Origin of the sequence: Arthrobacter sp. WCS2018Hpa-7, assembly GCF_031843805.1 — a bacterium.
Classification (GTDB): Bacteria; Actinomycetota; Actinomycetes; order Actinomycetales; family Micrococcaceae; genus Arthrobacter.
Genome location: NZ_JAVTJB010000003.1, coordinates 131,743 through 157,033, shown reverse-complemented (window position 1 = coordinate 157,033; position 25,291 = coordinate 131,743). Strand labels below are relative to the sequence as shown.

13 protein-coding genes and 1 pseudogene are annotated in these 25,291 nt (G+C 64.8%); 4 read left to right on the top strand and 10 right to left on the bottom strand.

All coding sequences use genetic code 11. The features are described from left to right. Positions 1-1,191: 1,191 nt before the first annotated feature. Positions 1,192-2,277, bottom strand: a complete 1,086-nt coding sequence (locus RQH14_RS04920) for a Wadjet anti-phage system protein JetD domain-containing protein (RefSeq protein WP_311212225.1) — start codon at positions 2,275-2,277, stop codon at positions 1,192-1,194. After that, the gene (locus RQH14_RS04915) at positions 2,274-6,263 is read right to left on the bottom strand and encodes a hypothetical protein (protein ID WP_311212224.1); all 3,990 of its coding nucleotides are present in this window, start codon (positions 6,261-6,263) and stop codon (positions 2,274-2,276) included. The genes RQH14_RS04920 and RQH14_RS04915 overlap by 4 nt, the downstream gene beginning before the upstream one ends. A 198-nt stretch (positions 6,264-6,461) precedes the next feature. On the opposite strand from RQH14_RS04915, the gene RQH14_RS04910 reads away from it, so the two are divergent. Then, complete coding sequence (locus RQH14_RS04910) at positions 6,462-6,851, top strand: hypothetical protein (RefSeq protein ID WP_311212223.1); 390 nt, start codon at positions 6,462-6,464, stop codon at positions 6,849-6,851. Between the two features lie 91 nt (positions 6,852-6,942). Here the strand turns inward: RQH14_RS04910 and RQH14_RS04905 are convergent, their stop codons facing one another. Both RQH14_RS04905 and RQH14_RS04900 read right to left on the bottom strand, forming a co-directional pair. Further along, positions 6,943-7,767, bottom strand: a complete 825-nt coding sequence (locus RQH14_RS04905) for a hypothetical protein (RefSeq protein WP_311212222.1) — start codon at positions 7,765-7,767, stop codon at positions 6,943-6,945. Further along, complete coding sequence (locus RQH14_RS04900) at positions 7,764-9,422, bottom strand: hypothetical protein (RefSeq protein WP_311212221.1); 1,659 nt, start codon at positions 9,420-9,422, stop codon at positions 7,764-7,766. Before RQH14_RS04900 ends, RQH14_RS04905 begins: the two co-directional genes overlap by 4 nt. Before the next feature lie 301 nt (positions 9,423-9,723). Here RQH14_RS04900 and RQH14_RS04895 point away from each other — a divergent pair, with 301 nt between their 5' ends. From RQH14_RS04895 to RQH14_RS04885, 3 genes are all read left to right on the top strand, one after another. Next, positions 9,724-10,137 carry a hypothetical protein gene (locus RQH14_RS04895; RefSeq protein ID WP_311212220.1) on the top strand — a complete coding sequence of 138 codons (414 nt, stop codon included), beginning with the start codon at positions 9,724-9,726 and terminating at the stop codon, positions 10,135-10,137. Further along, positions 10,118-10,477, top strand: a complete 360-nt coding sequence (locus tag RQH14_RS04890) for a helix-turn-helix domain-containing protein (RefSeq protein WP_311212219.1) — start codon at positions 10,118-10,120, stop codon at positions 10,475-10,477. The genes RQH14_RS04895 and RQH14_RS04890 overlap by 20 nt, the downstream gene beginning before the upstream one ends. Positions 10,478-11,066: 589 nt before the next feature. Beyond that, positions 11,067-11,270, top strand: coding sequence for a hypothetical protein (locus RQH14_RS04885; RefSeq protein ID WP_311212218.1), 204 nt, complete (start codon positions 11,067-11,069; stop codon positions 11,268-11,270). Positions 11,271-11,654: 384 nt separating this feature from the next. Here RQH14_RS04885 and RQH14_RS04880 read toward each other — a convergent pair. From RQH14_RS04880 to RQH14_RS04855, 6 genes and pseudogenes are all read right to left on the bottom strand, one after another. Further along, a pseudogene (locus tag RQH14_RS04880) lies at positions 11,655-11,807 on the bottom strand (mycothione reductase); the annotation flags it as partial. Between the two features lie 69 nt (positions 11,808-11,876). Further along, a complete protein-coding gene (locus tag RQH14_RS04875) occupies positions 11,877-12,680 on the bottom strand; it encodes a 4'-phosphopantetheinyl transferase superfamily protein (protein ID WP_311212216.1) in 804 nt (267 codons plus the stop codon). Continuing rightward, on the bottom strand, positions 12,677-13,477 hold the full coding sequence (locus RQH14_RS04870; protein WP_311212215.1) for an ABC transporter permease: 801 nt from the start codon (positions 13,475-13,477) through the stop codon (positions 12,677-12,679). The genes RQH14_RS04875 and RQH14_RS04870 overlap by 4 nt, the downstream gene beginning before the upstream one ends. Next, a complete protein-coding gene (locus RQH14_RS04865) occupies positions 13,474-14,454 on the bottom strand; it encodes an ATP-binding cassette domain-containing protein (RefSeq protein ID WP_311212214.1) in 981 nt (326 codons plus the stop codon). The genes RQH14_RS04870 and RQH14_RS04865 overlap by 4 nt, the downstream gene beginning before the upstream one ends. Beyond that, positions 14,451-14,729, bottom strand: a complete 279-nt coding sequence (locus RQH14_RS04860; RefSeq protein ID WP_311212213.1) for an MbtH family protein — start codon at positions 14,727-14,729, stop codon at positions 14,451-14,453. The genes RQH14_RS04865 and RQH14_RS04860 overlap by 4 nt, the downstream gene beginning before the upstream one ends. Before the next feature lie 6 nt (positions 14,730-14,735). Next, positions 14,736-25,241 carry a non-ribosomal peptide synthetase gene (locus RQH14_RS04855; RefSeq protein ID WP_311212212.1) on the bottom strand — a complete coding sequence of 3,502 codons (10,506 nt, stop codon included), beginning with the start codon at positions 25,239-25,241 and terminating at the stop codon, positions 14,736-14,738. Positions 25,242-25,291: the final 50 nt, after the last annotated feature.

The following is a 25,291-nucleotide window of genomic DNA, read 5'->3' as shown; positions in this document are numbered from 1 at the left end:
TTTCGGAGGCCACTTCACGGCCCTGTACGGGTAAAAGAAGGAGGCCGAAGTTGAGGCCGGAAGTCGTTCGGAACCACAGGCGAGAAAGCCGCGGAACTCCCGGCCGCTAAGCGGCGGATAAGGACGGTAGAGCGGGAAGTCCCCTTCTTTGGGATATTGAGGAGCCGCTGGTCGATGCCAGCCTTTGTGGACGGCCGCCCACGCGAAATCGCGGCAGCGCATGGGCTGAAATGGGGCTCGAGCAAAGCCGGCCTCTTGCGGAGGGTCCTCGCATTTATGTTTTCGACGGAGCCAAGGGAAGTGTGGACAATGTCCGCACTTTCCTCCTCGGACTGCCTCGTGCAGCCGCCGGACTGGCCCGGATTCCGCATGTTTCCGCCACTTCCCAGTGATTCCAAGGCCTGGAATCCCGTTCGAGTCCCACCTCGGGCACGGCATACCCCCTCGTCAGAGGGGGTTTTTGCTTTAACGTGTGTACATTCTGCTTGGTCAGGTCCCTATGACACTGGCCGCGGGGTGTGCCTGGCGCCGCGGGTCGCCTATTTGGTTGTGGGGGAGCGGGTTCAGGGTGGTGGCAGGTGGACCCTCCGCTGGCTCTGTACTGGGGTCATTCGAGTTCCTTCTTTCGGTTCTGCCCGGTTGGTCTGGAGTGGCCTACACCTGTTCATGGGCTAGGGGATTAGGTACGACATGACTTCCACAGATTTCCGTCTCGTCGGTTTCAGTCATGAGATTTCCGGCATGTCACGGCGCCGAATACTTGCTTTGTCGGGCCCAAGGGGGCGTGCACATTGTGCACACTTAGGTCTGTTTTGTTTCTGTCCACGGTCTGCTCTCTTTCTTGGCTTCATGTGTTCATTTCGCCCGCCGGATTCGGCGACATGACGAGGCAAAAACCCATGGTGCTGTACCGGCGCTTCGTCTCGCCCTTGGAGAGCAGCTGCATTCCAGCGACAAGGGTGACTGGGCTGTGCTGTCCCGAGTCCGTCGGGCTGTCAGGTTTGGGTGTGGTTCAACGTGACGGGGTTGGCATCTTTCGCATAGGGATCACGACGGGCCCCTTGGCTTAATCCCATCAGGGTAGGGGGCTCGGCGCTATGTCGGGCCCAACCGAAAGGCTAGTCACGCCATTACGCAATAGCTGCCGCTTGAGAATCCATCGTTCCCACCAGGTCCCGGGCGCCTCTCATGTCACAATGCGTCGACCCAGCGGCGGTCACGGGCCAGAGATGTCAGTGTGAGCGCTTCCTGAGGCACCCGAATGCCAGACCGCAGCAGGCCCGCGGCGTCCAGCATCAATTTTGCGTCCTCAAGCCATCCGACCAAGGCGCCAGTCTGCTCAGCGGTGAGGGGTGGCTGGCCGCCTTGGCGTATGCCACTGCCCAGCAGGGCGCGATACAGATCGAGCGCCGGGGTAACGGGCGGCAGCCTCTCTCGTGCCGCGGTTTCTGCGGTGTTGCGGGGGATGCGCAATCCGGTAGCATCTAGATCGCCAAAGTACCGCACACGCTCCAGGCCGGGCAGGTCGCCGACCGTCCGCACGGAAGCCTCGAACGCGCCTCCGGCGCCCCATGCAACGTGGCCGACGGGCCCCGGATTTGTGGCCAGAACAGTGCGAATGCTGTGGAAGGTGTTGTCGTTCTCGACCACCAGCAGTACGGGCCCGTCTCCGATTCGAACGACGGGCAGGGGTGGGTGGGTGCGGAATGTTCGTAGCAGAGTGAGGCTGAGCCGTTCCGGCGCGAACACATTCGTGGTCAGGAGGCCATCGAGCGCCTTCTCGTGCCCGAGAACCTCCAGCGATCGCTCGCGCAGCGGTAGAACGTCGGCTTCGCGGCCGTGGTCTCGGAGCCAGTTGTTGACCAAGCGGAGCTGCGCGACCTGCCCCAAGGACAGGCGGGTGCGCAGCACCCAAGCAAGTTCAGGGCGCCAAGCGACGGTGCGGGCGAGTGCAGCCGCGGACTCAGAGGGCGCCGGCGTCGCCAGCGTGAGCCTGGACGGCAGGTGTGGCCAGGCGTGGATGTCCTGCTTCTTCGATGGAGTCACCAGCCCGGCTGCCGCGAGCTGCTCGATGGCTTGCGCGAGCCCAGCCCGCCGGTCGGGCCGTCCGGCGGAAGCGGGGTCGGCCGTGGCCCACAAGGTCCACAGGTCCGTCAAGGTTACTGTCCGCCCAGTGACACGCTCAAGCAGGGTCCCCAGCCGCACGGCGCGCGGGCTCAGTTGCACTGCAGTGCCGTCTCCCGGCTGGCCGGGTTGACGACTGTCCCTAGCGGTCACGGCATCGCCATCGGCTCATCGGCGTCGCGCACTTCGTAGGCAGGAGTGGCCGGGCGGAGGTGGACACGGGTCGCGGTGACGGTGCCTGGCGCGGACGGACCGCCGTTCTGGTCCCCATTGGCGGCAAGTTCGCCTTCGGAGTATGGGGCTGGCAGCTTGCGGCGCATGACCTCGGCGACCCGAATGTGCTTCAGCCCGGCGCGCAGGTCGGCGTCGTTGCGCAGGCGCACCCACAGCGGGAACGCGGCGAGCACCCGGTCATCGGAGATGCCTGTCGTGTAGATCAGTTGGACACCCAGAGAGCGGGCGACGGACTGTTGCAGGTCGATCAGGTAGGAGGCGTTCGCGCGCCCGATCGGGTTGTCGAGGAAGAGAACGCCGGAGTGCTTGGACCGCATCTGGCCGTGTTCGTTCGCGGCGAGAGCAGCCAGAGTGCAGTACAAGACGATGGCTGCCGTCAGCTCCTGCCCGCCTGAGAACACATCGTTCATCTCCTCGATACTGACCCGTTCGTCGCGTAGCACGGAGTCTGGCTTGAGGACGTCTACGGTGAACCCCGTTGGAACTGAGGCGTTGAGGGCGTTAAGCAACAGCGCCATCCCGTCGCGGCGCATACTGCGGGACTGTGTGCCGACAGCACGGGAAGCGTACTCACTGGCGACCCGGTCGACAACCTCTCCGACGCGCACGCTAATCGCGGTGCGGTCCGGCTCGCTGAACGAGATCCGCAGGAATGGGCGTCCGCCCCATTCAGCGAGGTCTTCAGGTAACCGGGACAGTTTGGTGGCCCGGCGTAGGGTCTTGAGGGCCTGGTCGACCAGCGCGCTGAGCCGGTCGACGATGGTCTTGCGGTGCCTGTTGGCGTTCTCCAGGTCGCTGGTCAGGGTCGCCAGTCGAGCCTGGAGGGAGATGGACCACTCGGCAGCACGTACCGGGAGCGTGTTCCGGTTCGACTCCAGTATGCTGCGCCGCGCCTGGGTGGCCAGCGACTCATACCGGGCCAGGCTGGCGTACGCGACCAGCTCCTGGGCTGCGTCCGCGAGCTCGTTACGGCAGCTCTCGAGCCGGTACTTGGTGTCACGCAGTCTGTCGACCGCGACGGATGCAGCCTGCTGGGCAGCGGCCTCGTCGGCGGCGTACGCCGTCGCAGCAACGCCTGCTGGGACGCCCTCAGGGACTCCTCCCAGGAGGGTGACCAGTGGCAGCAGCGCCTCGTTGATGCCGCGGGCGGCGTCGTCAGCTGCCCGGCGCTGCTGCTCGAGCTTGCTGACGATGCCGGTCGCCTCGTCGAGGCGCTGCTGAGCCTGCCGGGACTCCTGCTGCGCTTCGACCTGGAGCTCACGGCCATGCCTGGGGTTGGTGGGCTGCCATTGTTCGCCAAGGCTGGTCCACGATCGCCGGCCAGGCTCGGTCGGAGAAGCATCCAGAACCGCCTGTTCCAGCTGCCCGGCGGCCCGCAACGTCGAGACGGTTCGGCGTGCGTTGTCGGCGCCGATGCTCCACGATGCACGGTCGGCACCCGCTGGTGTCGCGCGGAGCCGTTCGGCCTCGACGACGTGCCCGGCGTCGCGCAGGGCAAGCGCAGAGCGCTTTGACTGGACCTTCTCGGCGGCCTCCTCGGCGCGGCGGCGCAGGTCGGCGTCGACGGCTGCGGCCTGGTAGGTCTGCTGGGCTGCGGTTGCTGCCGCCCGCAGGTCGGCCAGGGACGTCGTCGGAACTTCCTGCGCTGGCTGCCCGCTTGTTGAGGGCACTTCGTCACGGGCGGCCCGGTGGCGTCGAGCCTGCCCACGTGCCTGCTCGGCCAGACGGGCGTGTTCCTCCTGTGTCTGCTGGGCACGTTCACGGCGGTCGAGTGCGTCGCTGGCGGCTGCCTTTTGCCGGTGGACCTCTGCCTCGTGCTCTGGTAGGAGCTGCTGCACCTGGGCGGCGGACTCGACGAGGTAGGCGAGGCCCTCCAGCTTCGCAGTGCGTTCTGAGGCGCGCCGCTCTTGGCCCGCTATCTGCTCGACGTCGGAATCCGCCCGCTCGTGTTCGGCAGTGGCCGTCTCCAGGTCTACCTCGGCAGCGTCGAGACGCTCCTGCGCAGCGCTTGCGCGAGCGGCGGCGTCGGCTGCAGTCTCGCGGAGCTTGGCAAGGTGTCCCGGAGGGTTCGAATTCCGCCATCGGTCGAGGTCGCTGCATGCGGTGGTTACTTTGCCCAGCTGCTCGGCGCCGAACTGGAGCTGCTCGCCTCGGCGGGTCATCTGCTCGCGCAGTTCCTCGCGCCGCTGGGCGGCGGACTCCTCGTCGAACAATGCCGGGGTCGGGTCTACCACGAACACGTCCGAGCACTCGTCTCCGTCCCGCACGGCGGGTGCGTCGACCTCTGAGATGCTGGCGTTGATGCTGAGCAGATCGGCGCCGGACCCGACCGCGACTGCCGCTGCCGGAAGCAGCCGCGCCTCGGTCAGGGCCTGACGGGCTGCGGGCATCTGGTCGCGGTCGATGACCACCACCCCGTCAGCCAGGGCGGGGTGTGCGGCGATCAGCTCAATGCGCTGTGCGGCCGGAACGGCCTCGTGCAGATAGCGCCAGCCGGCGTGCGCGACGACACTGGCGGCGTCCAGGACCTCCAATGCCCGTTCGACTTCTTCGCGCGGAGGGAGCAGTCCGCCCGTGCCGAGCGCCTCGACAACCCGTGCATCCTCGCGTTGGGCTGTCCGCAACTCATCGAGGTGCTCGGTGTGGTCCACTATGTCGCGGGCGAGCTGGGCAAGGAGTCGGTCGCATGACTCCTCAAGCTCATCGACGCTCAACGCGGCACCGGACTCAGGTCTGTTGTCCTTGGTGGGGGCGGCCTCTGCTCCGGCGGCCTCTGCGAGCACGGTGAGATGGCCCAGTCGCGTAGCCTCGTCCTCGACTGCGCGCAGGTCACGGGAGGTGCTGTCGGCGGCGGCGGTTCTGGTCCGGAGCTCCTTCTCGGCTTCCTTGACCGCGCCCGTGGCTCGTTTCACCCTCGTTTCCGCGGCGGCGGCCTTGTGCTTGGCCTCGGTGAGGCGCGTGACGATGGTGGCGTGGACGCTTTGGGCGGTCTCCACGACGTTGGGCACCTGCCCGGGCGTGGTCCCGGCTGGCACCAGCCCGGCAGCGGCCTCGGCGGTGAGCCTATCAGTCGCCGCCCCGACCGTCTGGACGGCCGCCCGGTGCCGCTCACTGGCGGCGGCGGCGGCCCCCAGCGCATGGCTGCGGGCAGCATCGGCGTCGGCCGCTGCCTGCTTGGCGGCGGCAACTTGGGCGTCGTGGTCGGAGGCCTCCCGGTCACTGGCATCGGCCTCGGCCACGTACTTCGCAAGCAGCCGGCCAGCGGCTTCGTCGCGTCGTTCCAGCGCGGGCGCGGCGTCATCGTCGGCGGCCGCGACCTGCTTGGCCAGATCGTCGGCGGTCGCGATGGCTTGGTCACGTTCCTCAATGGCGGCGATGGTCTGCCACCCGTGCAGCTCCAGGTCGGCGGCAATGAGCTGCTCCTTGGTGTCTGTCGCCTGCGTCTCGGCTTCGTCAAGCTCGAGCTGGAGCGTCTGGCGGCGGACCTCGTTGAGGAGCGCGCGGGCGGCGTCACGCTCGGTAGACCGGGTGACGACGGCCGTCTGTGCGGCTGCGTATTCTGCGGACAGCTGGGACACGTTCTCCCGCTCGAACCGCAGGCGCAGGTCGAGCTCAACGGCCAGGGTTTCGGCACCACGGAGTGCGGCTGCGGCGTCGTGTGCGGCCTCCTGGTGGGCGATGTACGCGACTGAGAGCGGGTCGAGGCAAGCGATGACCCCCTCGAGGAAGTCGCGCTCTAGCAGCATCTGCTCGCGGTCGGCGAGGTTCGCTGCCCACTGGCTGAACGTCTCGGCGACCGAGGAGGCGTCCTTGGGATCGGTGACGGTCGTCAGCAGCCAGTCGACAAACTCCCTGGAGGAGGCGTACTTGAACGCCTTGGCGGCTTCGCCCTCGTCGACGTTCATCCGGCGCTGGATGTCGAATAAGTCCGGCTCGATACCGCGCTCGCGCAGGTGTGCGCGCCACCGACCTTGGTCGTCGCCGAGCCAATTTAGCTCGGTGGTCGCCTCGAGCCGGTCTACTTCCTGCACGGCCTCGCGGAACCCTTCGAGCCGTCGTCGGTGCCCGTCGTGAGCGACCGGAAGCCTCTCGAGGTCTAGTGATTGGCTGGGCCGGAAGGAGTACCAGGCCTCGGCAACCGGGTACTTGTCACCGCTGCGAGTTCGCCGCTGGTATACCTTGGCGGTCACGAGCCGTTCCCCGGTGGTCACGTGCATCCATTCCAGCGCTACATGGCCGGTGTCGCCGTCGAGGACGAACTTGTCGAGCGAGGCGCCGCCGACGGTGTTGCGGCGCCCGGGCAACACCACGCTGAACAGCAGCTTGAGCAGGACCGACTTGCCGCCGCCGTTCTCCAGCAGCAGCAGCGAGAAAGGCGAAGGCCGCCGCGTGAGGGTGTCGAACAGGCTCCGCGGAGGGACTTGCTCCCCGAGGTCGGACAGGTCAATGGTGACATCGGAGTAGCGGGCACCGCGGGGGCCAATGCTAACTAGGCGAGCTCGGTTCAATTCGTACATGGTGGCGTTCAGCTCCCGGAGCGGATGTTGCGGATCGTCGCGATGGATGTGGCAGTACATGTGGTGGTCACAGCCGGCTCACCGTCTGGTCGGTCCACTCGACGTGCGTAAGCGTTCCGGTGCCGTCGGTGATCTCGGTGATGCCGAGGGAGAGTAGCTCGGCGAACATGCGGCTGCCAGCCTCGGCAACCTGGATGCGGTACCGGCTGGTGGTGGCGTAGGTGCCGCCGTCCTCTTCGCTGCGCTTGACAAGCATGCCTTGGTCGGCCAGGAAGGTGAGAGCTTTGCCAACTATGCCGATGGTCGAGGACGCCACCCGGCGTCCGTCGCCGGAGCCGGGTGTCGCGGCACGGCGCTGGTAAACCCGCCAAGCTGTTTCCAGATCGGGCGTATCCGCTGACGGATCGACGTCGTCGCTGGCTTCGGCGGCGGCCTCACTGAGTCGGCGGCAGGCTTCACGGACAAACGCCTCGACGCCGTTGACGGTGACGCGGCCCACGTAGGCAGGGTTGGAAAGGTCCGCGGGACGAGGGTAGGCCAGGGTGGCGGCGCCGAGATGCGCGAGTGCGTGCAGGACGCGTTCTGCGGCCTTGCCTTCCCCACCGGCGCGGCGGGCGTAGTCAGTCATCCGGACTGCGAAGACGCTTTCCTCGCTGCTGGCGACGACGAGACCGTGCCGGTCGTCCGCGTCTAGGATGACGAGATCCAGCCCCAGGCAAATGGCTTTGACGAGTTCGGCGAACCCGTCGTCATGGCGGAACCGGCGGACGAGTTCGGCGTAGGTTTCGTCGCGCGCTGGGCGCAGCTTGGGGCGCAACGCAAACGCCACCAAACGGGAGGCATCGGCGACGGCCCCGACGGAGCTGGCAGTGGTCTGGCCGGTTGAGCTCATGGTACGTCCTCCTGGATCATGTTGCTGTTCATGTTCCGCTCTGGTTTTTCGGTCGCGGGGCCGGCATCATTGGTCTCGGTCCCATCGCTGGCCCAATGGCAGCCGTCGGCGGGTTCGAGGACGCTAGGTTGAGTGTCGCCAGACCGGGTCTGGAGGACCTCGGCGCGGGCGACCAGGAGATCGGCGCCGGCGAACGCCGGGTCCTGGAGCACGGTCCCGTCATCAAGAGCCATTAGTACCGTTGCGTCGTGGTGGCGGCGTGCGACACCGATTTCCTGCGCAGCCAGGGCAAGGACTCGGACCACGACCAGCAGTGGCAGGTCTTCGGCGTCGGGGTCCTCGGACTGACGTGCGCGTGCGTCGGCCAGCAGCCCGGACAGGCGCTGTGGCGCAGCGGGGTCGAGATCCAGGAGGGACGCGAGGTGTTCGTAGCTGGCGCCTGGGAACCGCGGCGGTTCCTCGTCGAACTCGATTTCGGGATCCTCGATGAGGCCGCCGAGGGGGTCGCGTTCGGCCGGCGGCGTGATGAGTCCTTCGAAAAGGTCGACCAGGCGCAACGCGTGGGGGACGACGAGGCCTGCGGCAGGGCTGAAGAAGCGCAGCAGGGGCACGTCCGCTTCAGCGACGGGACGGGTTAGCACCGGCTGGAGCAGCTGGGCGTGCAGGTCAAGGGCGGCCCGGGGCGGTCCGGGGGCGAAGGTCTGGCGGTCCTGTTCGGCACGGAACCGGCGGCCGGCTGTCTGGAGGCCCGCCTGGAGCTGGTCGTGGCGTCGCAGGCAGTCACGTACGAGCTCGACCAGACGGGCTGCTTGCGCCTTGCGGGCGGCGGTGTCGGCGGTGTCGCGGACTTCGGTGAGGTTGACCAGAATGGCGTTCTCAGCCCTATAGCGGTCTTCGATGTGGGCAAGGGCTTCGTCGATAAACGCCGGCATGGCCTGGGCCCAGTCGACGTTACGGACATCACGGCTGGTGGCCTCGAGCCGTTGCCGGAGCATCTCGCCGTACTGGATGGTGCGGTAGCGGGCGTTTTGCGCCGCGGCTTGTGCTTCGCTGAGCCGGCCACGCTTGATGAGGATATCCAGGCGGACGTCAGCAGCGATATGCGCGGCTTCGAGGTCAACCTCGAGCGCGCCGACGAGGACATTCACAGCTTCGTTCGAGGCGCGCAGGTAGAGGTCCCCGTCGGGGCCGCGCGTCTCCTCAAGCAGCTTGAAGTCGAAGGTGCGCCGCTCGTACCCGCCTGGCCCGGTCATGCCATATACGGTGCGGAACCCGCGGTCAGTAGATCCGACGTTGAGGAGGTTCTCCAGCACCCAGCTCGCAACACGCTGATGTTCCGCGAGTGCGCGGTCTGGAGCTTGTGCGGCGACACCGGCGGCCAGATCTTTCAGCACGGACACGGGGCGGGCACCGGTGTCGAAGTCCATCGCGATGGTGACCAGGTCGATGGCGTGCAGCGCGAGCTCGGCCATCTGGTACACGGTGTAGTCGGCCGACTGCACTTGGGCCTTGCGGGCGTCAAGATCATGCAGCGGTGCCGTCGTCGCAAGCGCTTTCACCCGTTGGGCGAAGCCGGCCGAAGTCAAAACCCTATCCGAGATAAGGTCTCGCGCGGCATCGTCAAGCGGGCGGCCCGGCTCGAATTCGACTTCCATACAGGTAGGGTAACGGCGAGCGGTGACATTATGGGCGAGTCACGGGGCCCGCTAGTTCTGACGCGGAAGGTGAGCGATAACGGAAGGTCAGCATACGGGTGATGACCCGCTTGTCCCGGCCCAAGTGGTGCGGCTCTCCCGGGTGAACCTTCGGGCCAATAGCGGACCCTCCTTCAGAAGGAGGACGATGGGCTGACCAAAGATGTAGTCCCTTTATACCGGCTGAAAGTGCGAGTTGTGCCTTCGGAGATGGCTCTTTGAATGACTTGCAATGCATATGCCTTCCAAGTCATAATCGTCTATGGAACTTTTCTGGCCGGACAGCTTTGACGAGCAGCTGGACCGACTCGAAGAGGAGGCCGAAAGTGGTGATGAGAGGGCTAAGGCTGTATTCGAATATGTAGCCGCAGAGATGGACTATCTGCGGCGCCTGAGCGCACCGCCCGCCGAAGAGACTCCGACACTCAAAACGGTGCGTCAGGCGAAGAGGTACCAAATTTGGCGGGTTTCTCACCCGTACCATCACGGGATCGCCGTCCGATTGATCGTCTGGTTTCCACCCGATGAGAACACAGCGGTGGTGGCCCTGTTTTCAGGTGATAAAGCCAACATGGGCGATGTCTTCTACGACAGTGTGGGAAGCAGAGCTGACCAAATAATCGATCAATGGATCAGAGACGGGGAGGTTGATGAAAATGGTGAGGAAGACATTTAGGAAGGGCGATGACCGGCTCGGACGTATCCTGGCAAAGCCGGGTATGGCAGAACGCGTAGCCGAAATTCGGGAAGCTTCCGCACGCGAGGACCGTATTTACGCCCTAAACCTAGCCACAATTCGCAAGGCCGCAGAACTGACACAGGATGACTTGGCCCAGAGGCTTGGAATAGATCAGAGTGTTGTTTCGAAGACAGAGCGCCGCGAAGACATGCTTCTGTCAACGCTTATGGACTATCTGTCAGCCGCGGGCGTAGAAGACGCAAAGATGGTGGTGCACGTTAACGGCCGCGAAATTGAACTGGACCTCCGCAGTCTGCAGCATCAAGTGCAGGGCTGAGAACGTTTGCGGAAGGAACCTGGCATCGCCATCCAGAGGGGCTCCGCATAGTCGAGCTTGCTTCCGGTGATATGGGCACTGCTGACGCGGCTGGGGGAGTGCGGCCGGTCTCAAGAGTCATGTGAATGGGGTTAAAAGGAAGTGTGGACAATGTCCACACTTTCCACCTCGGACTGCCTCGTTCAGCCGCCGGACTGGCCCGGATTTCGGATATTTCCGCCACGTACCAGTGTTTCCAAGGCCAGGAATCCCGTTCGAGTCCCACCTCTGGCATGGCAAACCCCCTCGTCAGAGGGGGTTTTGCTTTAACGTGTGTGACATTCTGGTGGATCAGGTCCCTCTGACAGGGGCCGCAGGGTGTGCCTGACCAAAGGATGCGCGGACATTGTCCACATTTAGATCTTCTTCTTGACGGGGCAGGTATGTTTCGGATTTCTTACTCACACAGCTTCATTGCAAGCTCGCACTTTCGTCGTCGTTGCGCGGTCGCAATGGCCGAGGTTCGCCGCCTGGTGCGCGCCATGCCAGCCATCCTCCCAAGAGGTGAACTCCCCGGGTAGTGTTTGCCCTAGCCGACAAAGGGGTCACCATGAGCTACAAATATCGAACTGTCCGGGTCCGCGGTACCGAGCTCGTTGGAACAATTGCCAGGAAGCACGGGGCTGCGGCTGAGATCTACGAAACATCCAAGGACCTGAGCACATCCGTTGTTCCGGTGTTCTTCGAGGCAACGGGTGAGATCCGTTTCTTCGACAGGTCAGCGCTGGAGGACGTGGTGACGCCAGTCAGTTGACCGCCAAGGCAGCACACAATAACGCGGCCACGGCGGTCTGCCCGGGGCTGCGGGTCCTCAGGTTATTTACTGGCCGCGCACGCACGCCCGCCATTGGACCATGAGCGCTTCCACCAGTCCGGGTTGCTCTTGCGGCAGCGCCAGCAATGACGCTTCACCTCAGAATTTTCCATGGCCGAGGAATGCGAAAGAGCCGGCCAAATCTCGAGTGCCGGCTCTTTCGTTCAGTTTCCCGTTTTATACCCGGCTACCTCCAGTGGCCCGTGTTGTCCAACCCGACGTAGTAGGAGTGACCAAGGGTCTGCACTGTGTGTACATTCTGGGTGGTCAGGTCCCCCCGACACGGGACGCGAGCCTGACGGCGCGGGTCGCCTGTTTTATGCCTGCGGTGTCTGCGGTGTGCACGTACATTTTCGAGGGGATGCAGCCGGCGTTCAGGCAGGTGCCGCCGAACGGCCCTTGCTCGATGATGACCAGGTCGTAATGCCGATCCACAGCGCCCCTGCTGGCAGTGGTGTGCGTATAGGTGGTTCTCACTCTCGGGTCTTCTCAACCCTACTGAACATGGCGACGCGCAAAGGTAGATGCCCGCCAAAATAGGTCGTCTCAGGGGCGGGGTAGCCTGCTGCACATGGACGCCTGCCCGCGACTGCCGGGCCTGATATCGTCGGCGTCCAGGCATGACGGAAGTACCTCACCCACGTCCCGGAGCCCGGGTAGGACAAATCCCCTTACCGAAACGGCAGCCAGGTGCGTTGATGTGACCGGGACAGGGTGAACATCGAGGCCGTTCACCAGTGGTTGATCCGGGCAAACGGCGCGAAGACCGCTGGCCCGGTCCTCGCCCGGAACCAGGGACACGGCCGACGGCGGGATGCTGAGCCCCAGCCCTGCGGCCTTCAGCACTGCTTCTTTGGCAACCCACTGACGCATCCTCGACGACACGTCCAACTTGCCCATGATGGCCGCCTCACGGGGAGTAAGAACGTAGTCGTCAAAGCCGTCGAAGAGCTCTGACGGGACGCGTTCAACATCTGCCCCGACGCTGGCTGAGGCCGGAGCCACTGCCGCCATCACCATGCCGTGGCTCCGGGACAGGCTCAGCGACATTCCAGGCAGGACCGTCCGCCCATGGTCTGTGCTGCTACAGCCCGGGCACTGGCGGCTGATGTCCAACCCTTGTGCCGCCTGAACGCCCAGCCCCAACTGGTGCGTCGCGAGCAGGCGAAGCAGTACATGCGAGGCTGCGTAGTCCTGGCTGTCCGCCACGTTCCGAAACCGTCGTCGGGCGTCATTTTCGGCCGGGGAGAGGAATCGCTCCAGGCCGCCGACGCCGGAACACGCCGCCTCGACGACGGCGGACGGCAGAATCAAATAGCCGACGCCGGGCGTCCCAGACTGGGCGGTCACAGCTTGCTGATGCGTCGGTACTTTGCGATCGCCAGTGGTGCGAACACAGCGATGATGGCAAGGCTGCAGGAGACGGCGTAGACGAGGGCGTTATCGGCAGGCCATCCTCCGGGCGTAGTGAAGCCGGAAGGTGCAGCGTTTCCGAACAGCTCACGTACGGCCGTCGCAACGGATGTCACGGGGTTCCATTCGGCAATGGCGCGCAGGGGACCTGGAAGGGACGCCGTCGAAACGAAAGCGCCGGACACGAACGTCACCGGGAACAGCCACACCAGACCAAGGCTCTGGGCCACTTCGACACTGCGCGCGGTGAGGGCAATCAGCGCCCCAATCCAAGAGACGGCGAACGCGAAGAGCAACAGGACGCCCAATGCCGCCAGCAACTCCAGCGCGCCGGTGTTCATCCGCCAGCCGACGGCGACACCGCACAGCAGGGTCACCGCGATGGAAATGACGCTGGTGTACAGATCCGAGGTGGTGCGTCCCAGGATCACCGCGACACGGGACATGGGCAGTGACCGAAAACGGTCAATCAACCCCAGCTGAAGGTCTTTCGCCAAATACACGGCTGTAAAGGAAGCATTGAAAGTCAGGGTTTGGGCCAGGATGCCGCCAATAAGGAAGCTGCGGTACTGGTCGCCACCCAGGGAACCGCCGAAGACGAAGCCCAAAAGCAGGACGAACATGACAGGCTGCACGACGCCGGTGACCAGCGCCCCCGGGGTGCGGAGAACGTTGAGCAGGTTGCGGTGGGCAATGACAGAGCTGTCCCGGACAGCGGCGGTAACGATGCTCATGCGGGTACCCCTTCCTTGCTGTCGCTCTTGCGGTTTTCCGAATGCGCGTTTCCTCCGGTGAGCTGGAGGAAGACGTCGTCCAGTGTGGGACGGCGCAGCGACGCTTCGGTGACAGGCAGGGACCGATCGTCCAGTTCGGCCAGGACGCGCACAAGGACGCCGTGGCCACCGCGTGCTGCCACGGAAACTCTCAAAGCGGCCTGGTCCAGCTCGGGGGTCGCCAGCCCGCCGGTGGCCCCCGCCAGCACCGAGGCGGCCGCTTGCAGGTCGGCTCCATCGCGCACAGTAATCTCCACGCGTTCGGACCCGGCGCGGTCTTTGAGCTCGGAGGCAGTGCCTTCGGCTATGACGGTGCCGTGGTTGATGACGGCAATGTGGTCCGCCAACCTGTCAGCTTCTTCAAGGTACTGGGTGGTCAGGAGGACGGTTGTTCCTGCGGACACCAAGCCGGCAACCACGTCCCAGGTATCCAGCCGACCGCGCGGATCCAAGCCGGTGGTGGGTTCGTCCAGCACCACCACCTTGGGCCGTGCCACCACGGCTCCAGCAAGGTCCAAGCGGCGTCGCATGCCGCCTGAGAAGGCCCCGGCCCGCTTGCCGGAAACGTCCGTGAGCCGGAAATCCGCCAACAATTCGTGGGCACGGGCCGTGGCATTCCTGCGGTTCATGCCGTAGAGGCGGCCCACCATGTGCAGGTTCTCAAAGGCGGTGAGCTTTTCATCCACTGCGGCGTACTGCCCGGAGAGGCCAAGGTTGCGTCGTACCAGTTCAGGCTCAGTGCGGACGGAATGTCCGGCTACCCAGGCATCCCCTGAATCCGGTGTCAGCAAGGTGGTGAGGACCTTGACAGTGGTGGTTTTGCCGGAGCCGTTGGGCCCCAACAGTCCCAGCACAGTGCCTTCCGCCGCTTTGATCGTCAGGCCGTCCAGGGCCGTGAAGGCGCCGTAGGACTTGCGGACATTTTCTACCCGGATCACTGGCTGGCAGCAAGCTCGGCAACCTTGCGGGGAGCCATGTCCAACCACGTTTGCGACACGTACTCCAGGCAGGCTTCGCGGTTGTCCGGACCGAACATGGCTACCCACCCTTTGGGTGTGGCCGCGAATGAAGGCCACAAGGAGTGTTGCTGGTATTCGTTGACCAAGACGGAGAAGGTTGCTGAAGTGTCATCAAACGGGTTCGTCACGAGGATTGACCTTTCGGGTTGTTCCGGCGTTAACAGTGCCCCGGGTTCCGGAGCGTTGTAGGTCATTCGGACTCACCCCCCAAGCTGGATGGCCAAGGCGGGCATGATTGAGGGGAGAGCTGCGTCACTTAACATCCGGGAGTGCCTGTCCGGTACCTCGACGTCGGTGATGCTCCCGGTGATGTAGGGCTCCCAGGCGTCCGCTCCCGGTGTCCCCGCAGGCACGTCCACAGTCGCGCGGAAGAGCAGCAGGTCGCCGTCGAATAGGGCTGGTTCCTGTTCTCGAATCAGCCGGGCCAGCACTGGGAAGTTCTCCACCATGGCCTCCACGGCATCGAGCGGAACAGTACCCAGCGGGTTGTGGTTCCTGCGGAGGATTTCCTGGGCCCTGCCAGCGTCAAGTCCTTCAGCGTCGGCTTCATCAAGTGCATACCCTTGCGCCTCAAGATAGGCAGCCCAAATTCCGGAGCCGTTTCCGACAATGTCGTTGTTCTTCTGGGTTCCAGGAAAAGCGTCAAGGATGGCCAGCGAAGCAACCTTTTCGCCTAGCTCCTGGAGTCGTGTGGCGAGTCGGTGAACCAGATGCCCGCCGAAGGACCAGCCCAGAAGGTGATAAGGACCCGACGGCTGCACCGATCTGATGCGGGCTATGTAGGAGTCCGCGAGTTCCGTCAGGTTCTCCGCAGTGACACTGTGGGTGGAGCCCGGTTCCATGCCTGGCATTTGAAGCCCGATCAGCGGCCGCTCAGGATCCAAGGAACCGAGCATCGAGGCAAATCCCCAGGCAATGCCCGACGCCGGATGGACGGCGAACAGGGGTGCCTTGGTGCCGCTGGTGCGCAGTGGAAGGATCTGGCGCAAGCTCTCCGCAGCTCCTTCCTCCGCACCGCGTGAGGCCTCCTGCAGCAGGCCTACCACTGTCGGTGCACGGAAGAGCGACTGGACCTGGAGCGAGGTTCCCAGCGCTGCGTTAATACGGGCAATCAACGGTTGCGCCAGGAATGAATGCCCGCCCAACTCGAAGAACGATTCATCCACCCCGGCTTTGTCCAGGGACAAAACGTCGGCGAAGATCGCGGCCACCGTTGCCTCCCGTGGGGTCCGGGGCGCCGTGCCGGACGTCCGGGGAGCGCTGGACGCTTCCGGCAGACCCGCAAAGTCCACTTTGCCGTGGTGAGTCAGGGGAATCTCGTCGATTGTCACCACAACCGCCGGCACCATGTAGTCCGGCAACAAGCTGCGCAGATGTGTGCGGACGCCTTCAGTGAAGGCCGCCACGTCATCAGGACCATCAACGGTGGTGCCCGCCTCGGGAACCACCCACGCCACCAACCGCACACTGTCCCCGGAGGGCACTGCCCGGACGACGGCGGCTTGGACGTCCACGGCTGTAGTGGCCGCCTGCTCGATCTCCCCGGGTTCCACGCGGAAGCCACGGATCTTGAGCTGATCGTCGTTGCGTCCGGAGAAGACGATGCTCCCATCCCAGTGCCGCGCCACGAGATCTCCCGTGCGGTACATGCGCCCACCATCGGCGCTGAACGGATCAGCCACAAAGCGTTCAGCCGTCAGGCCAGGCTGGCCGCGGTAGCCGTTGGCCAACTGGCAGCCCGCGATGTACAGCTCGCCGGGAACCCCTGGAAGCGCTGGCTGCAGCAGGGGGTCAAGAACGTACAGGTTGGTCCGGGACGTAGCGTCTCCCAGCACAGGAACTCTGTGGTCACTGACGCGCGCCATCACAGTATCGACCGCTGCCTCGGTGGGCCCATAGAGATTCCATGCAGTGACGTTGTCCTTGCCGGAAAGAGCGTCCCAGAGGGCGGGATCGAAGGCTTCGCCCCCCAAGGCAAGGCTGAAACCGGATGCCAGGCCGGCTCCGTCCAGCACCCGGGTGAATGCTGGTTCTGTCAGCAGTTGCCGGGCGTAACCGGGCGTTGTTTCCCAGACGCTGATCTGGCGGTCTTCAAAGTATTCGGCCAGTGCGGCAGGATCGCGCCGGACGTCGTCTCCCACCATATGGAGCCGATGCCCGGCAATCATCCAGAGGATGGGATCCCACGACGCATCAAAGCCGACTCCGGTGGTGTGAGCCACCATCTGTTGGACTCCGGTGGTGTCCGGATCGAGTCCCGCAAAGAGGGTCTCGCCATGAGATTCCAGCAGCGCTGCCAAGGCGCCATGGCTGACCTCCACACCCTTGGGCCTGCCCGTGGAACCAGAGGTAAACATCACGTAGGCGAGGTCGCGTCCTGCGGGTTGGCGCTCAAGGAGTTCCTGGACGGAGCCCAACCCGGTACCGCCTCCGGGCCCCAGGAGTTCGGGCAACAACACCAGCTGCGGAACCGCAGTACCGGGGTTCCGGGCAGCCATCATGGACAGCAGGACTGACATGCGTCCGGATTCCGGTTCAGAGCTGACCACCACAGCAGGTCCGGCATCTTCCAGGATGGCCACCACGCGGTCGTCCGGGTACTCGGTATCAATCGGGTTGTAGACGGCGCCCGCGGCAACCACGCCCAACAAAGCCTGAATGGTTCCGGCGGACCGGGGCAGGAACACCGAGACGACGTCGCCAGCGGTGATTCCCCGCTGTTCCAGTCCGGTCGCCACGCGGCCCACGGAACGGGCCAGCTCAGCGAAGGTATGCTCGCCGGCGTCGGTGACGAGCGCTACGGAGTCCGGGGCAGACTGGACGGTGGCAGCGAAGGCGGCCAAAACGCCGTCGGGCGCTTCTGCTTGATGCCCGACGGCGGAATGCCGTCCCGCTGTAAGGGTCGCCAAGGCGGCGGCTTCCTGAGGATCAAGTAACGTCAGTGCGGCGATGGGCGTGTCCGGATCGGTGGCAGCCCGCTCCACGAAACGCACCAAGCCTGTCACCAGCCGTTCAATGGTGGCTTCCTGGAACATGGCCGCGTTGTACTCCAGGGTGGCTGACAGTCCAGAGGTGGCCGGACGGAAGGTGAAGGAGAGATCGAATTTGGCCTCCCCGGAGCCGTTCTCCGGCAGCGGACTGACCCTGGCGCCCGGCAGGTCTGGAACGGAGGCGGGGGAGCTGTCGACGGTCAGCATGGTTTGGAACAGTGGATGCCGCCCCAGTTCACGTTCGGGATTCAGCACCTCCACGAGCCGTTCAAACGGCACGTCGTCACCATCGAACGCTGCCAGGACGCTGGTCCGGGCACGGTCCACCATGCTCCGCAGCGTAGGAGTCCCGGCGGCACTGATCCGCAGTGGCAGGGTGTTGACGAAGAACCCCACCAGCTCTTCCAATGCCGGGTCCGCTCGTCCGGCCGTGGGTGAACCAATGACGATGTCATCGCCGGCACCCATGCGGTGCAGGAATCCGGCCAGGACGCCGTGGAGGGTCATGAAGAGGCTCGCGTTGGAGGTGGCCGCCAACGAGCTCAGGGACTCAAGAGCGGCTGCGCTGAGCTGGAACGTGCGCTGTTTGCCGGGCTGCCGGGCCTCACGGGGACGGCGGGCATCGGCGGGCAGGGTGAGCTCCGTCGGAATGCCGGCCAGGGCCTCCTTCCAGACCCCGACCTTCCGGGCTGTGACTCCAGCAGCGCCAAGTTCCTCCTGCTGCCACGCACTGAAGTCCGCGTATTGGAGGCTGAGTGGAGCACGGCTGTTTGCCGCTCCGGTGAGTGCGGCCGAGTAGGCCTCTGAAAGGTCCCGGGCCAGCGGTGCGAGGGACGCGCCGTCGCTGGCGATGTGATGGAGAACCAGCTGGAGGACCCATTCGGGATCGTCGCTGTAACCGCGGCGCAGGAGGATGGCGCGCAGGGGGAGGTCGGTGCTGACATCGAAGCCCTTGCGTGTCTCCCCGGCCAGGATCGTGTTTTCCTCTTCTTTGGAGTTCACCGGGATGATCCGCAGTAGGCCGTGGGCTTGCCCGACCGGGTGGACCCGCTGGTGCGGGGTGCCGGCTGCCGCCGGGTAACTGGTCCTCAGGACCTCGTGCCTGGCCACCAAACAGTCGACGGCGGCGGACAGGGCTTGCTCATCTACCTCACCCTCCAGCCGGGCGCCCAAGGAAATGTTGTAGTCTGCCGAGCCTGGATCCAGCTGATTGAGGAACCACATGCGTCGCTGGGCAAAGGACAGGGCAGGGTCCTCATCAGGGACGTCAGTACGTGTGGCGATCCACTCCGAAAGGGTTCGCCCGGTCTCCGGCGCGTGGTCCGCGTGAACTGCGGGGCCGTCGTCGAGCGTTGAACCATCCGGCCGTCCGGACGACACAGCGGCCAAAAGTGCCCCCGGAGTCGGCAGGTCAAAAAGTGTCCGCAGCGGAAGGGCAGCGCCGAAGGCTTCCCGGATCTTGCCCATGATGGTGATCGCCAGAAGAGAATGGCCTCCCAGGAGGAAGAAGTCGTCGTCCATGGCTACCGTGTCCAGCCCAAGGACCTCGCCGAAAATTCCTGCCATGACATGCTCTTCCGGCGTAGACGGAGCCAGGCCTTTGCCCGCTCCGGCTGCCGCGGGTGCCGGGAGGGCCTTGCGGTCCAACTTGCCGTGCGATGTCAGGGGAAGAGCCGGGATGGACATGATCAGCGCGGGCACCATGTAGTCAGGCAGCTTTCGTGCGGCGTGCGTTCTTAGCTCTGCACTGTCCACGTCGCCCACGACGTACGCGATGATCCTCTGGGCCGGATTGCCATCGGGTACGGCCACTGCTTGTCGTACCTGAGGATGGTCGGACAGGGCTGATTCCACCTCACCCAACTCGATCCGGAACCCGCGCACCTTCACTTGGTCATCGGTCCGGGAAAGGAACTCCAGCGCGCCGCTGGCGTCGCGCCTCACCAGGTCGCCAGTACGGTACATTCGGCTTCCGTCAGCGGCGAAGGGATTCGCCACGAAACGCGAAGCCGTCTCGGCGGGTCGCTGGTCGTATCCCTGCGCCATCCCGTCGCCGGCCAGATACAGTTCGCCGGGGACACCGGTTGGAACTGGCTGCAGGTAAGGGTCCAGCACCCAGGCAGAGGTGTTGCCGGCTGGCCGGCCAATCACCGGCTTGGGGCCGGTGATGTCCGCCATGACCGAGTCAACGGTGAACTCAGTGGGGCCGTAGAAGTTCACCGCCTGAACGGAGGGATCAGCGGCCAGTCGCTCCCACAGGGCCCCGGACACGGGCTCGCCGCCGAGGGCAAGGATCAGCGGCCGGTCACGTTGGTGCTCCAGCAGTCCGTACTGCACCAATTGCGCGGCAAAAGACGGTGTGGTTTCCAAAACCCCGATGCCATGGCTGAGGCAGTACTGGGTGAGGCTTTCAGCGTCGCCGCGCTCTGCGTCGGCCACCATGTGCAGCTCGGCACCGGCGACCATCCAGAGCATCGGATCCCACGCCGCATCGAAGCCGAGCCCGGCGATGTGCGCAACGGAAACAGGGTTTCCCGTGCCTGCCGCGAAGCGAGGCGAAAACAGCGTGCGGTGGTGGTGCGCGTAGAGGTTGGCCAAAGCACCGTGCGTCACCGCCACGCCCTTGGGCCGCCCGGTGGAACCCGATGTGTACAGCACGTAGGCGAGTTCCGCGGGACCGGGCAGGCGATCCGCCAGCATGGTGTCTGCGACCGCAGTGCCGGTCTCCACGAGGCTGGCGAGAGTCACTGCCGTGACAGCTTCGACGCCGGTACTCGCCTCGTCGTGGATAATCACCACCGCTGGGGTGCTGTCCTCCAGGATCATCCGGATCCGTTCCGTGGGATAGGACAGATCGATGGGGACGTAGACCGCACCCGCCGTGAGCACGGCAAAGGCAGCGGCCACGACGTCCGCTGAACGTGGGATTGCCACCGCCACGCGGTCACCTGGACGTACGCCCTGGGCGGTGAGTCCCTTGGCGAGTGTGTCCACCCGTTCCTGGAGCTGGGCGAAGGTCCATGATGCCTTCGCAGTAACTACGGCGGTGCTTGACGGGCGCAGGGCGGCAGTCTCGGAAAGCGCGTCCAGGATGGTGGGCCACGGAACGGCGTCTTCTGTGGCAGCGCTGTGGGCCAGGACATCGGCATGATCAGCCGGGCTCTGTATCCGCAAGCGGTGCAGGCTCACGCGCGGGTCTGCGGCGAACTGCCCGGCAACCAGCGCAAAACCCTCAGCCAGCCGTTCCACCGTACTGCGGGTGAAGAGGGCAGGGTTGTAGGAGAGGGATCCTGAGATGCCGGCACTGGCTGTTTCGGCAAGATCCACAAGGAGGTCGAACTTTGCCCCGCCCGGCTCCCTCCCCAGGTCCGCGGAGGCTTCCAGACCTTCCATGGAGAGCGTGGCATCGGGGGTGTTTTGCAGCGTCAGCATCACTTGGAACAGGGGATGGCGGTGGCGCGAACGCGTCGGGTTCAGTTCCTCCACCACACGCTCAAAGGGAGCGTCCTGGTTTCCGTACGCGTGCAGGTTGGTGTACCGAACGCTTTCCACCAGCTCGGCTGCCGTCGGGTTTCCGGACGTGTTGGTCCGCAGCACCAACGTGTTGACGAAGAAGCCCACCAGATCATTCAGTTGCGTATCGGTCCGACCCGCCACCGGGGTGCCGAGCGGTACGTCCTCGCCAGCGCCCGCCTTTGTCAGCAGTGCGGCGAGCGCGGCCTGCAGCACCATGAAAAGGCTTGCATTGTGCTTCCTCGCCAGCGCGTTCAGGCCCGCCGTGGTGGCGGCGTCCAGTTCCAAGGGAATTGACGACGCCGGGAGCTCGCCTTCGCGGGTTCCGCGCGGGAAGTCGTAGGGTAGCTGGAGTTCCTCCGGGGATCCCTTGAGCTCGCGTGACCAGAATTCCAGCTGCCGCGAAATCGGGCTGGAAGGATCGTCTTCCCGTCCCAGGGCTTCGCGCTGCCACAGGGTGTAGTCGGCGTACTGGACGGGCAGGTCAGTGGCGAGCGCTGCCGCTCCGTGCAAACGTGCTGTGTAGGCCTCGGACAGGTCCCGGGCCAGCGGAGACAAGGACCAGCCGTCGGCCGCCACATGGTGCAACGTGATGGCCAGGACGTGGTGGTCGGGTGCCAGCTGGAACAAAACCGTTCGGACCGGGAGCTCTGTGGTGATGTCGAAGCCGCGCTGGGTCTCTGCTTGCAAGGCCCGTTCCAGATTGTCCGAGTCGCACTGCACGGCCAGGAGTTTCGCCGCCGATGCCACGGACGGAAGGATTTCCTGGCGCGGTTCACCGCCGGACCAAGGGAAGATGGTGCGCAATGTCTCGTGCCGGGACACGACGTCGATGAGCGCCCCTTCCAAGGCACCCACATCCAGGCGGCCCTTCAGGGTCAGGACTACCGGGATGTTGTAAGCGCCGGACTGGTGGTCCAGGCGGTTCAGGAACCAGAGCCTGCGCTGGGCGAAGGAAAGGGGGATGGCTGCCGGCCGCTCCACAGCTCGCAACGAGGGAGTAGACGTTCCGTCGGATTCCAACGCCGCAGCGAGCCCCGCGACGGTGGGCTCTTCGAAGATGGTGCGCAGGGCCGGGGCTGAACCTGTGGTGTCCCGCAGGAACGCGGCCAGTCGTGTGGCCAGCAGTGAGTGGCCTCCCAGCTCGAAGAAGTCGTCCTCAAGGCCTGCGGCTTCCACGCCCAGAATCTCGCGAAAAGCTTCGGCCACCACACGCTCGGCAGGCGTCCGAGGTTCAGTGGTTGCTTCCTCCGGTCCTGGCGTTGGCAGTGCACGGGTGTCCAGCTTGCCGTTGGCTGTCAACGGTATGGACTCGATGGTGACGACGGCTGCGGGCACCATATAGTCCGGCAAGGTCCGGCGTGCCTCCTTGCGAATGGCTGCCGAGTCCAGTGCCTCTATGGCCGCGCCGCCGTTGGTTCCATGCCCGGGGTCGGCGGCGGTGACGTAGGCGAGGAGTTGGTCGTAGCCTGCCTTGTTCTTCGCCACGGTCACCGCGGCCTGCGCCACCCCTGCGATACCCCGCAGGACTTCTTCGATCTCGGCCAGTTCAATCCGGAATCCCCGGATCTTGACCTGCTGGTCCATCCGCCCAAGGAACTGCAGGGTGCCGTCGTCCAAACGACGCACGACGTCGCCGGTACGGTACATGCGCGAGCCGTCTTCAACAAAGGGATCGGCCACGAAACTCCCGGCACTCAATCCGGGCTGGTCAAGATATCCGCGCGCGAGGTTGGGGCCCGCAACATAGAGTTCACCGATGGCATTGATCGGAACCGGGTTGAGGCCCGAGTCAAGGATGTAGTGCCGGCTGTTGGCTACCGATCCTCCGAGGGTGACATCGGTGCCGGGTTCCATCACAGCAGTCAGCGAGTCCACGGTGGTTTCGGTGGGGCCGTAGAAGTTATAGGCCACGACGCCTTCATGGGCTGCCAACTCGCGCCACGTAACTGGGTCCACGGCTTCGCCGCCCAGGGCAACCACAGAGGGGTGGGCGTCCTGGTCGAAGAGCCCACCGGCCAGCAGGGCCTTGGCAAACGACGGCGTTGTTTCGATCGAGTCGATGTGTTCTTCGGCCAGGAACAGGCTCAGGGCTTCGGGATCGCGACGCGTTTGGTTGTCCACCATATGCAACTCGTGACCGGCCAGAAGCCACAGGATTGGATCCCAGGACGCGTCAAAGGACAACCCCGCGGTGTGGGCCACGCGGAGGTGACGGCCGAGCCGCAGCGTGGCGGGGTCAAAAATCCTGTCCCGGTGTGACGTGAGCAGGTTCAGCAGCGCCAGATGTTCCACGCCGACGCCCTTGGGGCGGCCGGTGGAGCCGGACGTAAAGATCACGTAGGCAAGATCGTGCTGGCCGGCGAGGGGCGCCAACGGCGTCGCGTCGTAGTCGTCCAAAGACGCAGTGGTCACGGCGGAATCCAAAACCGCCACAGGGATGCTTGTCTCCGGCCTTCCTTGATCAATGCTCACGGTCAAAGCAGTCTCCGTGAGCAGAATGACCGGTGCCGCGTCCTCCAACATGCCTTCCACACGACCTGCCGGGTAGTCCGGGTCCAACGGAACGTAGGCGGCTCCGGCCTTAAGGATGGCCAGAATGGCAACAGGCAGCAGAACGCTGCGGTCCAACCGGACGGCGACCGTGGTCCCAGGCATGGCTCCGCGCTCGCGGAGGAAACGGGACAGTTGGTTGGAGCGCCGTTCCAGCTCTGCAAAGGTCAGGGAGCGGTCAGAAGCAACGACTGCGGTTCTTTCGGGTGCCGCTGCGGCCACCGATTGAAACTCCTCAACAACCGTGTGGCCCGGCAGGTCCACGGACTCGGCGTCTCCCTCGGCGAGCAGAGACTGTTCTTCCGCCGTCGACGTCACTGACAGGGCCGCCGTCGGATCTTCAGGGCTGGCCAGAAGCGAGCCCAGGAGTCGGACGAACCGCGTCAGGTGCTGGTCCAGGCCTTCTTGGCTGTAGAGGCCGGCATTGGCGGCGAACTGCACTGTCACTCCGCCAGACGCATTGTGTCCGAGCCCATGGACAATGACGGACAAGTCATCAATGGGGCCAGTGGACAGGATGTGCATGCTGCCGGTTGCCTCGCCGAACGCGATGTCGTCCAGCACCGGAAGGATATTTACCGATGGTCCAAGGTAATTGCCCTGCCCGCTCATGGACTCGTAGCGGGTTCGCTGGTGGATCAGGGCGCCGCGGAGTTTTCCACCCGTAGCGGTCACCATGTCCTGGACAGTGGCCCCCGGGGTGATGTGCAGCCGGATCGGGACGATATTGGACAGCATGGACGGCGTGGACTTGGCCAGCTTCCCTCGACGGGCCGTGACGGGCAGTGCGAGGGAGACATGCTGTTCGCCAGTCATCCTGTGCAGGTAAAGGGACACTGCCGTCAGAATCAACGCCGGCGCGCTGCCGGACGCTGACTGAAGGGCATCGACCGCGGACTGGGGGAGCGTCCGGGTGGAACGCAGCAGGGCGTCGGCCGTTCCCAAGGGGCGGCCGGCGAGTCCAGCCGGGGTTGGTTCGTCGTCGAGTTCGTCAATCCAGTAGGCCGCGTCGGCTGCTGCCGCGGCGGAGTCCTGGTATTCATGGTCGTCCGCAATGAGTTCATCAAGCGTCGTAAAATCGAGGGCCGCGGCCTTGGCCATGTCCTTGGCGGCGCTCAGTGCCTCGTAAACTGCAGCGACACGACGCAGTACCAGCACAGCGGAATATCCGTCCAGCAGCAGGTGGTGGACGCGCTGGTAAAAGAAGTGCCTGCTCCCGGAGATCCTGATGACCTCGGTGTGGAGTAGCCCGCCGTCCTCTACTGTGCGTGCTTGCGCCATGTCAGAGTCCATCAGCGCGCGAGCGGTTTGTTCGCGCGTGGCTTCGTCCCCGCAACCGCTCAAATCGGTGAACTGCACCGTAGCTTCCATGGCTTTTGCATACTGGAACGGGCCGTCATCGTCTTCACCGAATGCCAGGTTCAATGCCGGCGTCTCCACAACGGCGCGAGCCACGGCCGCCTCCAGCCGTGAAACATCCAGCGGGCCAGTGATCTCGATGAACTGTCCAATCTGATACATCGGGCTGCCATGCGCCAACTTTTGCGCGTACCAGATGCCTCGCTGTGCTGCAGTTAAACCCATCCGGGCCGGTGCCTGGTGCTCCGGAACGCCGGGCTGGTCAGGGGAAGCGGGGATAGGGGAGTTCATAATCCTTCTCTGCGGTGGGGAGGTGTGGGAAAGCAGCGGCAGCCCTGGGA